Annotated in this window: 13 protein-coding genes; 5 read left to right on the top strand and 8 right to left on the bottom strand. The window is 69.6% G+C overall.

Annotation, left to right across the window (positions count from 1 at the left end; genetic code table 11):
* Positions 1-23 precede the first annotated feature (23 nt).
* Complete coding sequence (locus tag ON759_RS13130; protein ID WP_271680842.1) at positions 24-482, top strand: cell wall hydrolase; 459 nt, start codon at positions 24-26, stop codon at positions 480-482.
* Positions 483-494: 12 nt separating this feature from the next.
* Here the strand turns inward: ON759_RS13130 and ON759_RS13135 are convergent, their stop codons facing one another.
* The 8 genes from ON759_RS13135 to ON759_RS13170 form a co-directional block, all read right to left on the bottom strand.
* Positions 495-998, bottom strand: coding sequence for a potassium channel family protein (locus tag ON759_RS13135; protein ID WP_271680843.1), 504 nt, complete (start codon positions 996-998; stop codon positions 495-497).
* 160 nt (positions 999-1158) lie between these two features.
* Positions 1159-2313, bottom strand: coding sequence for a bifunctional 2-methylcitrate synthase/citrate synthase (prpC, locus tag ON759_RS13140; protein WP_271680844.1), 1155 nt, complete (start codon positions 2311-2313; stop codon positions 1159-1161).
* 14 nt (positions 2314-2327) lie between these two features.
* Positions 2328-3212, bottom strand: coding sequence for a methylisocitrate lyase (prpB, locus tag ON759_RS13145; protein ID WP_271680845.1), 885 nt, complete (start codon positions 3210-3212; stop codon positions 2328-2330).
* 49 nt (positions 3213-3261) lie between these two features.
* Entirely contained in the window at positions 3262-5148 is a 1887-nt protein-coding gene (gene prpE / locus ON759_RS13150; protein ID WP_271680846.1) for a propionate--CoA ligase, read from the bottom strand.
* A 143-nt stretch (positions 5149-5291) separates the two neighbouring features.
* Positions 5292-6275 (bottom strand): malate dehydrogenase, encoded by a 984-nt coding sequence (locus ON759_RS13155; RefSeq protein ID WP_271680847.1) that lies wholly within the window; start codon positions 6273-6275, stop codon positions 5292-5294.
* 57 nt (positions 6276-6332) lie between these two features.
* Positions 6333-7532, bottom strand: a complete 1200-nt coding sequence (locus ON759_RS13160; protein WP_271680848.1) for a pyridoxal phosphate-dependent aminotransferase — start codon at positions 7530-7532, stop codon at positions 6333-6335.
* Between the two features lie 207 nt (positions 7533-7739).
* Entirely contained in the window at positions 7740-8234 is a 495-nt protein-coding gene (locus ON759_RS13165; RefSeq protein ID WP_271680849.1) for a peptidylprolyl isomerase, read from the bottom strand.
* Between the two features lie 59 nt (positions 8235-8293).
* Positions 8294-8785 carry a macro domain-containing protein gene (locus ON759_RS13170; protein ID WP_271680850.1) on the bottom strand — a complete coding sequence of 164 codons (492 nt, stop codon included), beginning with the start codon at positions 8783-8785 and terminating at the stop codon, positions 8294-8296.
* Between the two features lie 141 nt (positions 8786-8926).
* On the opposite strand from ON759_RS13170, the gene typA reads away from it, so the two are divergent.
* The 4 genes from typA to ON759_RS13190 all read left to right on the top strand — a co-directional run bounded on the left by typA (position 8927) and on the right by ON759_RS13190 (position 13473).
* Positions 8927-10768 carry a translational GTPase TypA gene (gene typA / locus ON759_RS13175; RefSeq protein ID WP_271680851.1) on the top strand — a complete coding sequence of 614 codons (1842 nt, stop codon included), beginning with the start codon at positions 8927-8929 and terminating at the stop codon, positions 10766-10768.
* 16 nt (positions 10769-10784) lie between these two features.
* Positions 10785-11333 (top strand): RNA 2',3'-cyclic phosphodiesterase, encoded by a 549-nt coding sequence (gene thpR / locus ON759_RS13180; protein ID WP_271680852.1) that lies wholly within the window; start codon positions 10785-10787, stop codon positions 11331-11333.
* Positions 11330-11800 (top strand): DUF2127 domain-containing protein, encoded by a 471-nt coding sequence (locus ON759_RS13185; protein WP_271680853.1) that lies wholly within the window; start codon positions 11330-11332, stop codon positions 11798-11800. The genes thpR and ON759_RS13185 overlap by 4 nt, the downstream gene beginning before the upstream one ends.
* Before the next feature lie 77 nt (positions 11801-11877).
* A complete protein-coding gene (locus ON759_RS13190) occupies positions 11878-13473 on the top strand; it encodes an amidase (RefSeq protein WP_425608487.1) in 1596 nt (531 codons plus the stop codon).

Below are 13473 nucleotides of genomic sequence, written 5' to 3' on the forward strand. Positions count from 1 at the left end.
CGCAACGGAGCAAGGAGTCCGACATGAAACTGGCCTGGATCCTCTGGCTGTCGCACGTGTTGCCGCAGCCCGCCGCCGATTCGCTGTGCCTGTCCACCACCGTGTACCTGGAAGCGCGCGACCAGTCCGTGCGCGGCCAGCAGGCGGTCGCTGAAGTCGCCCTGCGCCGTCGCGACAGCGGGCTGTGGGGCCGCGACCTCTGCCAGGTGGTCACCGCGCGCAAGCAGTTCGCGCCGACCCTGGTGTCCCCGCAGACCCGCCTGTCGAACACCGAGGCCTGGGCGGAGGCGGTGACCATCGCCCTGGAATCCGAGCGCAACTGGGCCCTGCCCCCGGGGCAGCGCAAGGAAGTCGTGCCGGGCGCCAGCCACTTCGCCGCCCACGCCATCGCCAGCCCGAGCTGGCGCACCGCCTACCAGGTCGCGACCATCGGCGACCACACCTTCTACAAGGTGCAGAGCCTCAAGCCGCGCCGGGGCTGAGCCGGCATCGCGTCACTCGCGACCCGGCGTCCATAGGCGCGACATCTCGAGGTAGGTGAAGGTCGCCGACCAGGTGATCATCAGCAGGCCGGTGATCGCTTCCATGCCCGACATCAGGCGGACCGCGCCGACCGGCGACAGGTCGCCGAAACCCACCGTGCTGTAGGTCATCGCCGAGAAGTAGACCGCATCGAACAGGTGGTCCATGCCGTGCTCGCCGTGCACGAACCCGGTATCCGGGAACTTGACCAGCCACCAGTACCCGAGGCCGTAGCACCAGATCTCCAGCACGTGCAGGCCCAGCAGCGCGAAGATGATCCACAGCATCGACGAGCGGCTGCGCCGCGGCGCACGGCCGCCGTAGCGCCGCGCCAGCGCGTGCAGGCCCTCGTAGTGGATGACCACCACCAGCGCGGTGACGACCAGCGTCGCCAACGCGACCAGCGCATGTTCTACGAAGCGGTCGGCGGGGATCAGCCAGTCGGTATCCATCGGGTCTTGCGAGCGGGTGGCCATGCGCCACGGCCGTTAGGGTAACGCCGCGCCGCCGGCACGCGCATCGCGAATTCTGGCCAGTAGCGCGGCGCATCGTCGATGCGGACGCAAGCGCCAACGTCTCCGACTTTGGTCGGCGGCGTCGATGGGTACGGATCGCGCGCGGCTGGCAGCGCGGGCCTCAGCGCTGGTCGATCGGCACGAAGGCCTGGTCTTCGGGGCCGATGTAGTTCGCGCTCGGGCGGATGATCTTGCCGTCGATGCGCTGCTCGATCACGTGCGCGCTCCAGCCGCTGGTGCGCGCGATGACGAACAGCGGGGTGAACATCGCGGTGGGCACGCCCATCATGTGGTAGCTGACCGCGCTGAACCAGTCGAGGTTGGGGAACATCTTCTTGATGTCCCACATCACCGACTCCAGGCGCTCGGCGATGGCGTACATCTTCATGTTCGACTGCTCGGCCGACAGGTCGTGGGCGACCTGCTTGATCACCTTGTTGCGCGGGTCCGACACCGTGTACACCGGGTGCCCGAATCCGATCACCACTTCCTTGCGCTCCACGCGGGCCTTGATGTCGGCCTCGGCCTCGTCCGGCGTCTCGTAGCGCTTCTGCACCTCGAACGCGACCTCGTTGGCGCCGCCGTGCTTGGGACCGCGCAGCGCGCCGATCGCGCCGGCGATGCAGGAATGCATGTCGCTGCCGGTGCCGGCGATGACCCGCGCGGTGAAGGTCGAGGCATTGAACTCGTGCTCGGCGTACAGGATCAGCGAGGTGTGCATCGCGCGCACCCAGCTCTCCGGCGCCGGCGCACCGTGCAGCAGGTGCAGGAAGTGGCCGCCGATGGAGTCGTCGTCGGTCTCGACGTCGATGGCCCGGCCGTTGTGGCTCCAGTGGTACCAGTACAGCAGCATCGAGCCCAGGCAGGCCATCAGCTTGTCGGCGATGTCGCGCGCGCCGGGGTGGTTGTGGTCGTCCTTCTCCGGCGACACGCAGCCGAGCACCGAGACGCCGGTGCGCATCACGTCCATCGGGTGCGCGGACGGCGGCAATTCCTCCAGCGCGGCCTTGACCGCGGCGGGGATGCCGCGCAGCGCCTTCAGCTTCGCCTTGTAGCTGGCCAGCTCGGCGCGGTTGGGCAGCTTGCCGTGCACCAGCAGGTGGGCGATCTCCTCGAACTCGCTGGTGGTGGCCAGGTCGAGGATGTCGTAGCCGCGGTAGGCCAGGTCGTTGCCGGTGCGGCCCACGGTGCACAGCGCGGTGTTGCCGGCTGCCGTGCCAGACAGCGCGACGGATTTCTTCGGCTTGAACGCCGGGGCGGGGGTCTGCTCGCTCATCTTGGGTCCTCGGCTCACTTCTTCTGCGCAAACAACTGGTCGAGCTTGTCCTCGTAGGCGTGGTAGCCCAGGAAGTCATAGAGCTCGGCGCGGGTCTGCAGGGTGTCGATGACGTGCTTCTGCGTGCCGTCGCGGCGGACCGCCTCGTAGAAGCCCAGCGCGGCCTTGTTCATCGCGCGGTAGGCGCCGCAGCAATACAGGGCGATGTCGACGCCGGCATCGCGCAGCTCGTCGGTGGTGTAGAACGGCGTGCTGCCGAACTCGGTGAGGTTGGCGAGCACCGGCACGCCGACCGCGGCCTTCACCTTGCGGTAGTCGTCCAGCGAGGTCATCGCCTCCGGGAACACCATGTCGGCACCGGCCTCGACGTAGGCGACGGCGCGTTCGATCGCGCTGTCCAGGCCCTCCACCGCGGCGGCATCGGTGCGCGCCATGATCACGAAATCGCGGTCGCTGCGCGCGTCGACCGCCGCCTTCACCCGGTCGACCATCTCGTCCTTCGTCACCACTTCCTTGCCGGGACGATGGCCGCAGCGCTTTTGCCCGACCTGGTCCTCCATGTGCACGGCGGCCACGCCGACGCGCTCGAAGTTGCGGATGGTGCGGGCGATGTTGAACGCGCCGCCCCAGCCGGTGTCGATGTCGACCAGCAGCGGCATGCCGGTCGCGTCCACGATGCGGCGCGCATCGATGAGCACGTCCTCCATGGTGCTGATGCCGAGGTCGGGCATGCCCAGCGAATTGGCGGCGACGCCGCCGCCGGACAGGTACAGCGCGCGGTAGCCGGTGCGCTTGGCCATCAGGCCGGCGTAGGCGGTGATCGCGCCCATCACCTGCAGCGGCGACTCGGCGGACAGGGCGGCGCGGAACCGCGCGCCGGCGGAGGAATTCATCGACATGCAGCCTCCGGGGAAAACGCGATTTTACCGCGAGCGCCCACCTGCCCGCTCAGGCGTCGGAACCGCGCGCCAGCGCGCGCTTCACCTCGTCCAGCGCGGCGGGGTCGTCGAGGGTCGACAGGTCGCCCGGGTCGCGGGCTTCGGCCAGGGCCTGCAACGAGCGCCGCAGCAGCTTGCCGGAGCGGGTCTTGGGCAGTGCGCCGACCACGTAGACGCGCGACGGCCGCGCCACCGCGCCGAGCTGGTCGACGACGCTGCGCAGCATGCCGGTCGCGGCATCGGCGGCGTCGCTGCCCGCGGCCTTCAGGGTGGCGAACACGATCGGCACCTGTCCCTTCAGGTCGTCCTGCACACCGACCACCGCTGCCTCGGCGACCGCCGGGTGGCTGGCTACCGCTTCCTCGATTTCGCGCGTGCCGAGGCGATGGCCGGCCACGTTGATCACGTCGTCGGTGCGGCCGAGGATGAAGGTGTAGCCGTCCTCGTCGCGGATCGCCCAGTCCAGCGAGGAATACAGCAGGTCCTTGAAGTGGCCGAAATAGCTGGCGAGGAAGCGGGCGTCGTTGCGCCACACGGTGGTCAGGCAGCCCGGCGGCATCGGCGGCTCGATCACCAGCACGCCCTTTTCGCCCGCCGGCGCGTCCTCGCCGGTGACCTCGTTGATCACCCGCAGCCGGTAGCCCGGCGCGGGCAGCCCGGGGGAACCGAACTTCACCGGCTTGAGCTCCACGCCCGGCATCAGGCACAGCACCGGCCAGCCGGTCTCGGTCTGCCAGTAGTTGTCGATCACCGTCTTGCCCAGTCCGTCGGTGATCCAGCGCGCGGTCGGCTCGTCCAGCGGTTCGCCGGCGAGGAACAACCACTGGAACTTCGACAGGTCGTAGCGCTTGAGCCAGGCCTCGTCCTGCTTCTTCAGCACGCGCACCGCGGTCGGTGAGGAGAACATCGTGCGCACGCCGTAGGTCTCGCAGATCCGCCACCACACGCCCGCGTCCGGCGAGGTCGGCAAACCCTCGTAGAGGATCGAGGTGGCGCCGGCGATCAGCGGCCCGTACACGTTGTACGAATGCCCGACCGCCCAGCCCACGTCGGAGGTGGAGAACATGACCTGCCCGGCGCGGATGTCGTAGATCGCCCACATCGACAGCGCCAGCGCCACCGCGTGCCCGCCGACATCGCGCTGCACGCCCTTGGGCTTGCCGGTGGTGCCGCTGGTGTAGAGCAGGTAGCTGGGTTCGTTCGACTCCAGCCACGCCACCGGGACCTCGCTGCCGAGGTGGCGTTCACGCAGCGGCGCGTAATCGATGTCGCGGCCCTCGACGCGCGCCATGCCCGGGTCCAGGCCGCGATCCACGACCAGCACGCGCGGCGGCGGCGAGGCGGCTTCGGCCAGCGCGGCGTCGACCAGCGGCTTGTACGGGATCACCTTGCCGCCGCGCATGCCGGCGTCGGCGCAGACCAGCAAGGCCGGCTCCGCGTCGTCGATCCGCAACGCGAGGTTGTGCGCGGCGAACCCGCCGAACACCACCGAGTGGATCGCGCCGATGCGCGCGCAGGCCAGCATCGCGAACACCGCCTCGGCGATGTTGGGCATGTAGATGACGACGCGGTCGCCACGCCCCACGCCGAGCTCGACCAGGCTGGCGGCGAAGGCGTTCACCTCGCGGTGCAGCTCGCGGTAGGTGATCTCGCGGGCCACCCCGGTCTCGCTGGAGATCGCGACCAAGGCCAGCTGGTCGCCGCGCTCCGCGAGGTGGCGGTCGACCGCGTTATGGCAGAGGTTGGTCTCGCCGCCGGCGAACCACTTGCGGAACGGCGGGTTGTCGTCGTCCAGGATCCGTTGCGGCGGTACATGCCAGTGGATGGCCTTGGCCTGCTCGGCCCAGAAGCCCTCCGGATCCTCCAGCGACCAGCGGTGGAATTCTTCGTAGCGCATCGCAGGCCTCCCCAGCGTCGCCGACTAGGCTAGCGCCGCGCCCGGCGTCGCACATTCAGACCTTCGTCGTAACCGCCGGGCCCGGACGCGACGACGCCGGCACGAGGCCGGCGTCGGGTTGCCACGCGGATGGCGCGGCGGGGTCAGAGCAGGTGGGCGACGCCCGCGCGCTCTTCCTCGAGTTCGGCCAGGGTCTTGTCCATCGCGGCGCGGCTGAAGTCGTCCACCGGCAGGCCCTCGATGCGGGTGTACTCGCCGTTCGCGCAGGTCACCGGCACGCCGTACATCACGCCTTCCGGGATGCCGTAGCTGCCGTCCGACGGCACGCCCATGGTCACCCACTTGCCGTCGGTGCCCAGCGCCCAGTCGCGCATGTGGTCGATCGCGGCATTGGCCGCCGAGGCCGCCGACGACAGGCCGCGCGCCTCGATGATCGCCGCGCCGCGCTTGCCCACGGTCGGGATGAAGGTATTGGCGTTCCAGTCGGCGTCGCCGATCTTGTCCTTCAGCGACGCGCCGCCGACGGTGGCGAAGCGGTAGTCCGGGTACATGGTGGGGCTGTGGTTGCCCCACACGACCAGCTTCTCGATGTCGGCCACCGCCACGCCGGCCTTGTTGGCCAGCTGCGACAGCGCGCGGTTGTGGTCCAGGCGCAGCATCGCGGTGAAGTTCTTGGCCGGCAGGTCCGGCGCCGACTTCATCGCGATGTAGGCATTGGTGTTGGCCGGGTTGCCGACCACCAGCACCTTCACGTCGCGGCTGGCGACTTTGTTCAGCGCGGCGCCCTGGGCGGTGAAGATCTTCGCGTTCTCCAGCAGCAGGTCCTTGCGCTCCATGCCCGGGCCGCGCGGACGCGCACCGACCAGCAGGGCGTAGTCGGCGTCCTTGAACGCGACCTCCGGGTCATCGGTGCCGACCATGCCGGCCAGCAGCGGGAACGCGCAGTCCTCCAGCTCCATCATCACGCCGCGCAACGCGGCCTGCGCCTTGTCGAGCGGCAGCTCGAGCATCTGCAGGATGACCGGCTGGTCCTTGCCCAGCATTTCGCCGGAGGCGATGCGGAACAGCAGGGCGTAACCGATCTGGCCGGCGGCACCGGTGACCGCGACACGGACGGGGGCTTTCATGGGGGCGACTCCTGGAGGGTGTGGAGGCGCGGCAGGCGTCCGCGCCGGCGGAATGGGTCAGGACAACTCGGCGAAGAATTCCCGGAAACGCGCCAGGCCAGGGGCCAGCTGCGCGGTCGGGCAGGTGTAGCTGATGCGCAGCGCGCGCGGCTCGCCGAACGCCGAGCCCGGCACGCAGGCCACGCCCTTGCTCTCCAGCAGCGCGTTGCAGAGGTCGACGTCGTTGGCGACGACCTGGCCCGCATGCGACTTGCCGAAATAGGCGCTGACGTCGGGGAACACGTAGAACGCACCCTGCGGCTTCGGGCAGACGATGCCGGGGATCGCGTCCATCACCGCCATCACCTGGTCGCGCTTGGCCTGGAACTCGGCGCACTTCTCGCTTGGCACGTCCTGCGGACCGTCCAGCGCGGCGATCGCCGCGGCGGTGACGATTTCGGGGATGTTGGTGATGTGGTTGGAGTTCATCGTGGTGACCGCTGAGGCCACCGCCTCCGGACCGGCCAGGAAGCCCACGCGCCAGCCCGGCATGCCGTAGGTCTTGGACAGCGAGTCGATGAAGATCACGCGGTCGCGCAACTCGGGGCGGCTCTGCACGAAATTGCGGTAGCCGATCCCGTCGAACACCATCCGGTTGTAGATGTCGTCGGTGATGATCCAGGTATCGGGGTACTTCGCGACGACGTCGGCCAGCGCATCGATCTCGGCGGCGGTGTAGGCCATGCCGGTCGGGTTGTTCGGGTTGTTGAACAGGAACACCTTGGGCTTGCGCGCCAGCGCGGCGTCGAGCTGCGCGGGGGTGAGCTTGTAGTCCTGTTCCGGCGGGCACGGCAGCAGGTCGACCTTCGCCCCGACGATCTCCGCGATGTCCATGTAGCTGGTCCAGTACGGCACCGCGAAGGCGATGGTGTCGCCTTCGTCCAGCAAGGCCTCGGCCAGGTTGTAGATGACGTGCTTGGCGCCGATGCCGGTCGCGCAGTTCACCCGCCCGTAGCCGGTCAGGCCGATCTTCGCCATGTGCGCGATGAAGGCGTCCAGCAGCAGGTCGCTGCCGCGGTTGCTGCCGTACTGGCCGCTGTCCTTGGCCAGCGCCTCGCGGGCGGCGGCGTAGACATGCTCGCCGGGCAGGAAGTTGGGGACGCCGATCGAGAAGCTGATGATGTCGCGGCCTTCGGCCTTCAGGCGCTTGGCCTTTTCGGCGACGGCCATGATGGCGCTGGGCTTGGCGCGACCGACGCGCCGGGCGAGCTGAGGCATCGTGGGGAACCTCGGGACGGGCCGCGCAGGCGCGGCGGAGACGTGGGAAACAGCCCCGTGATGTTACCACAGGGCATCCCCGCGACCGCCCTGCGACCTTGGTCGAAACGCAGGGCCGGCGCGGCTCTCGGCCGTTCGCCGGGCCATCGGCGACAGCCGCCGGCACGCGTGGCGCGGCCGGCGGTCGACGCGCTCAGCGTGCCGCGATCAGGCGGCGAGGATGCGGTTCCACTCGGCGACGCGGTCGGCCTTGGCGGCCAGCACGGCGTCGGCGTCGCCCTCGATCTTGACCGACTTGATCAGGTCGCCTTGGCGGACCGCGTCCACCACGTCCAGGCCCTCGACCACCTTGCCGAACACGGTGTGCTTGCCGTCCAGCCAGCCGCAGGGCACGTGGGTGATGAAGAACTGGCTGCCGTTGGTGTTGGGGCCGGCGTTCGCCATCGACAGCACGCCGCGCTCGTGGCGCAGGCCGTTGTTCGCCTCGTCCTCGAAGCGGTAGCCGGGACCGCCGCGGCCGGAGCCTTCGGGGCAACCGCCCTGGACCATGAAGTCGGCGATGACCCGATGGAAGTTGAGGCCGTCGTAGAACCCGCGCTTGGCGAGGTTGACGAAGTTGGCGACGGTCAGCGGCGCCTTGTCGGCGGCCAGCTCGATGCGGATCGGGCCGCGGTCGGTATCGAAATGGGCAATCAGGGACATCGGGATGCTCCGTCCGGAATCGGGGCGCGCACGGTAACACGCCCCGCCCGGGACGCCGCCTAGAGCCCTTCGTCCGCGGTCTGGCCGGGATGGAAGGTGGTGTACACGAGCACCGGGATCGGCAGGTCGCCGAGGTATTCCTCGACCAGCGGGCGGACCTCGTCCCACTCCAGCCCGCCCACGCCGGTGGCGATCCGCGGCAGCGCCAGGCTGGCGAAGCCCTCGCGCTCGACCTCGTGGCGCAGCGCCTTCAGGGCGTGCCGCACGTTGGCGAGTGTGGCCTTGCCCGGCTTGCCGCCATGGTGGCCCTCGGCCGGCTCCTGGGTGAACAGGTTGACCACGCGCTGGCCGTCGGCGCCGGTCCAAGTCCACAGGCTGCCGGGCTTGGGGTGGGTGGACTGGCAGTAATGGCGGAAATCCTTGTACAGCGCCGGCGCGTGTTCGCGCAGGGACAGGGCCAGGCCGGTGTGGAAGTCGTCGTTCGGGGCCACGCCGTGGGCGATCGCCCGGGCCTGGCTGGACAGGATGTCGCCACTCACTTCACGGATCATGCGGGGTCTCCTTCTGGGGTCGCCACCAGTCTCGACCCACCCCCGGCGCGTCGCATTGAGGCAAATCAACGCGCCGGCAGGCTATAATCCCGGGTTCCCCAACCGCCATCTGGCCGCCCCCACGCGCGCGGCCCCTTCCGCATGTCCGCATCCAATTCCATCGAACGCCTCCGCAACATCGCCATCGTCGCCCACGTCGACCACGGCAAGACCACCCTGGTGGACTGCCTGCTCAAGCAGTCGGGCACCCTGTCCGAACGCACCGTGCTGGCCGAGCGGGTGATGGACAGCAACGACCAGGAAAAGGAGCGCGGCATCACCATCCTGGCCAAGAACACCGCCATCACCTGGCGCGGCAACCGCATCAACATCGTCGATACCCCGGGGCACGCCGACTTCGGCGGCGAGGTCGAGCGCGTGCTGTCGATGGTGGACTCGGTGCTGATCCTGGTCGACGCCATGGACGGTCCCATGCCGCAGACGCGCTTCGTGACCCAGAAGGCGTTCGCGATGGGCTTCCGCCCGATCGTGGTGGTCAACAAGATCGACCGCCCGGGGGCGCGCCCCGACTGGGTGATCGACCAGGTGTTCGACCTGTTCGACAAGCTCGGCGCGACCAACGAGCAGCTCGACTTCCCGATCGTCTACGCGTCGGCGCTGCACGGCTTCGCCAGCCTGGACGACAGCGTCCGCGAGGGCGACATGACGCCGCTGTACGAGGCGATCATGCAGCACGTGCCGGCCCCGCCGGTGGCCAAGGACGGTCCGTTCCAGATGCGCATCAGCCAGCTGGACTACAACAATTTCGTCGGCGTGATCGGCATCGGCCGCATCCAGCGCGGCACCCTCAAGCGCAACATGCCGGTCACGGTGATCGACCGCGAGGGCAAGAAGCGCCAGGGCAAGGTCCTGCAGGTGCTCGGCTTCATGGGCCTGGAGCGGATCGAGCAGGAGACTGCGGAGGCTGGCGACATCGTGGCCATCTCCGGCATCGCCGACATCGGCATCTCCGACACCATCTGCGCGGTCGACCATCCGGAGGCGCTGCCGGCGCTGACCGTGGACGAACCGACCATCTCGATGACGTTCCAGGTCAACAATTCGCCGTTCGCCGGCAACAAGGACCTGTCCGGCGGCAAGTTCCTGACCAGCCGCCAGCTCAAGGACCGGCTGGACCGCGAGACCGTGCACAACGTGGCGCTCAAGGTCGAACAACTGGAGGACGCCGACAAGTTCCTGGTCAGCGGCCGCGGCGAGCTGCACCTGTCGGTGCTGATCGAGAACATGCGTCGCGAGGGCTTCGAGCTGGCGGTGTCGCGCCCCGAGGTGATCATCAAGGAAATCGACGGCCAGCTGATGGAGCCGATCGAGCAGCTCGTCGTCGACGTCGAGGAAAACCACCAGGGCGGCGTGATGGAGAAGCTGGGCATCCGCAAGGCGCAGCTGAAGAACATGGAGCCCGACGGCAAGGGCCGGGTGCGCCTGGATTACGAAATCCCCGCCCGTGGCCTGATCGGGTTCCAGAACGAATTCAAGACCCTGACCCAGGGGTCGGGCCTGCTGTTCCACGTGTTCGACCGCTACGGCCCGAAGGAAACCGGCCCGATCGCCAAGCGCCTCAACGGCGTGATGATCGCCAATGCTGCGGGCGCCACCCCGGCCTATTCGCTCGGCCCGCTGCAGGAGCGCGGCAAGCTGTTCGCCGCCGAAGGCGACCAGGTCTACGAAGGCCAACTGGTCGGCATCCACAGCAAGGACAACGACCTCACGGTCAACGCAATCAAGACCAAGCCGCTGACCAACATGCGCGCTTCCGGCAAGGACGACGCGATCCAGCTGACCCCGGCGACCAAGTTCACCCTGGAGCAGGCGCTGGACTTCATCGACGACGACGAGCTGGTCGAGATCACCCCGAAGGAAATCCGCCTGCGCAAGAAGCTGCTGACCGAGAGCGACCGCAAGCGCGCCAGCCGCGCCGGCTGACCGGGCGGGATCGCCGGTGAGCGTGTTCCTGGGCTGGATGCCGGACGCAGCCGCCCAGGCCGTGCTGGGCGACATGCGCGACGGGCTCGCCGCCGCGCTGCCGGCAGGCGCGCCCCGCCACCAATGGCGCCTCCCGGCGCAGTGGCATTGCACGCTGCGCTACCTCGGCGAGTCGCTGTCACCGCCACGGCGCGATGCGGTCGAGGCGTCGGTGGCCGCGGTGGCGGCCGCGCATGGCCGGTTCACGATCGCCCTCGAGCAGGCGCAGTACTGGCCTGGCGCGAAGGTGCTGGTCGCGCTGCTGTCCTGCCCCGCACCGTTGCGGCAGCTGCACGCCGACCTCGAGCACGCCCTGCGCACCTGCGGGCTGCCTGCCGAGGGCCGCGCGCTGCGCCCGCACGTTACCCTGGCCTACCTGCCCACCCGCGACGCCCCGCCGCAACCGGCGCAAGGGTCGGCATCCCACCCGCTGAACATCGACCGCATCCACCTCTTGCAGACCGCCCCGCGCGGCTACACCTCGTTGCAATCGTGGGCGCTCGCCGGCCCGGTGCAGGACGCATGAGCCAGGGCCACTACAACCCGGATCCGCACGCCCATCCCGGGCTGCACGTGATCGCGCTGATCGAGGCCGCCAAGGGCGCGCTGGCCCTGCTCGCCGCGAGCGGGCTGGAACTGCTCGGCCCGGCGCCGCTGCAGCGCGCCGTGCACACAATGATCGCGAAGTTCCAGCTCGACCCCGACCACGGCGCGATGGCCTGGCTGGCGCATGCCATCAACCCCGGGTCGGTGCACCTGGCGGCACTGGTCGCCGCGCTGTACGGCCTCGTCCACCTCGCAGAAGGCTGGGGCCTGTGGCGTGCCAAGGCGTGGGCATCGTGGCTGGGCTGCCTCACCGCCGCCGCCTACCTGCCGTTCGACCTCTACGCCTTCGCCACCCATCGGCACTGGCTGGAGGCGCTGGTGGTGGCGATCAACCTGGTGGTGGTCTGGGTGCTGGCGCGCGACCTGCGGGTGCGCCGCCGCCACTGAGTTGCCGACCCGCGGGAGAGGCGCGATGCTGCGCGCTTTCCCACGGGACTTCCTGCATGCGCCTGTTGCCGCTCGCGATCGCCGCCGCCCTCCTCGCCGCCTGCCAGCAAACGCCCGCGCCGGGCGCCGCGACACCGGCCGCCACAAGCGCCGCCCCCGATGCGCGGGCCGCCTTCGCCCATGAAGAAGCCGGCATTGCCGACCTGCAGGCGAAGATGCAGGCCGGCAGCCTCACCAGCCGGGCGCTCACCCAGGCCTACTTCGACCGCATCGCCGCGATCGACGATGCCGGCCCGACGCTCAATGCGGTCATTGAGCTCAATCCGGACGCGCTGAAGGACGCCGACGCGCTCGACGCCGAGCGCAAGTCTGGCAAGGTCCGCGGCCCGCTGCACGGCATCCCGGTGCTGCTCAAGGACAACATCGACGCGCTCCCGATGGCCAACTCCGCAGGCTCGCTCGCCCTCGCCGAGCACCACCCCAAGGCCGATGCGTTCCTGGTGCGCAAGCTGCGCGAGGCCGGCGCGGTGGTGCTGGGCAAGACCAACCTGTCGGAATGGGCGAACTTCCGTTCCACCCGTTCCAGCTCGGGCTGGAGCGGCCGCGGCGGGCAGACCCGCAACCCGTACGCGCTCGACCGCAACCCGTGCGGCTCCAGCGCCGGCACCGGCAGCGCGATCGCGGCCAACCTCGCCGCGGTCGGCATCGGCACCGAGACCGACGGCAGCATCATCTGCCCGTCGGCCGTCGCCGGCCTGGTCGGGATCAAGCCGACGGTGGGCCTGGTCAGCCGCGGCGGGATCATCCCGATCTCGATCTCGCAGGACACCGCCGGCCCGATGACCCGCAGCGTGGCCGACGCCGCCGCCCTGCTCACCGCGATCGCATCGCCGGACCCCGCCGATCCCGCTGCGGGCGAGCGCACCGACGCCACCCCGATCGACTACAGCGCCCACCTGAAGGCCGATGGGCTGAAGGGCGCCCGGATCGGCGTGGTGCGCAAGCTGATGGGCTACCAGCCGGATACCGATGCCGCGATGGAACGCGCGATCGCGGCGCTCAAGGCGGCTGGCGCGACGGTCGTGGACGCGGAGATTCCGACCCTCGGCCAGTGGGACGCGGACGAGTACCAGGTGCTGCTGTACGAGTTCAAGGATGGACTGGACCGTTACCTCGCCGAGAGCGGCGCGCCGCATGCATCGCTGGCCGCGCTGATCGAGTTCAACAAGGCGCATGCGGTGGAGGAAATGCGCTTCTTCGGCCAGGAGATCTTCGAGCAGGCGCAGGCCAAGGGGCCGCTGACCGAACCTGCCTACGTCGCCGCCCGCGACAAGGCGCGTCGCCTGGCCGGACCCGAGGGCATCGACGCCGCACTGAAGGCGCAACAGCTGGATGCGCTGGTGGCACCGGCAATGTCGCCCGCCTGGCCCACCGATCCGGTCAACGCCGACCACTTCACCGGCGCCGGCTACGGCGCGGCCGCGGTCGCCCGCTACCCGAGCATCACCGTGCCGATGGGCGACGTGCACGGACTGCCGGTCGGCATCGTGTTCATGGGCACCGCATGGAGCGAGCCGCGGCTGGTCGAACTCGCCTACGCCTACGAGCAGGCGAGCAAGGCGCGCAAGGCGCCGCGCCTGCTGCCGACGATCGAGCTCGCGCCGGCGAAGTGA

The organism is Thermomonas mangrovi (assembly GCF_028201335.1).
Lineage (GTDB): Bacteria > Pseudomonadota > Gammaproteobacteria > Xanthomonadales > Xanthomonadaceae > Thermomonas > Thermomonas mangrovi.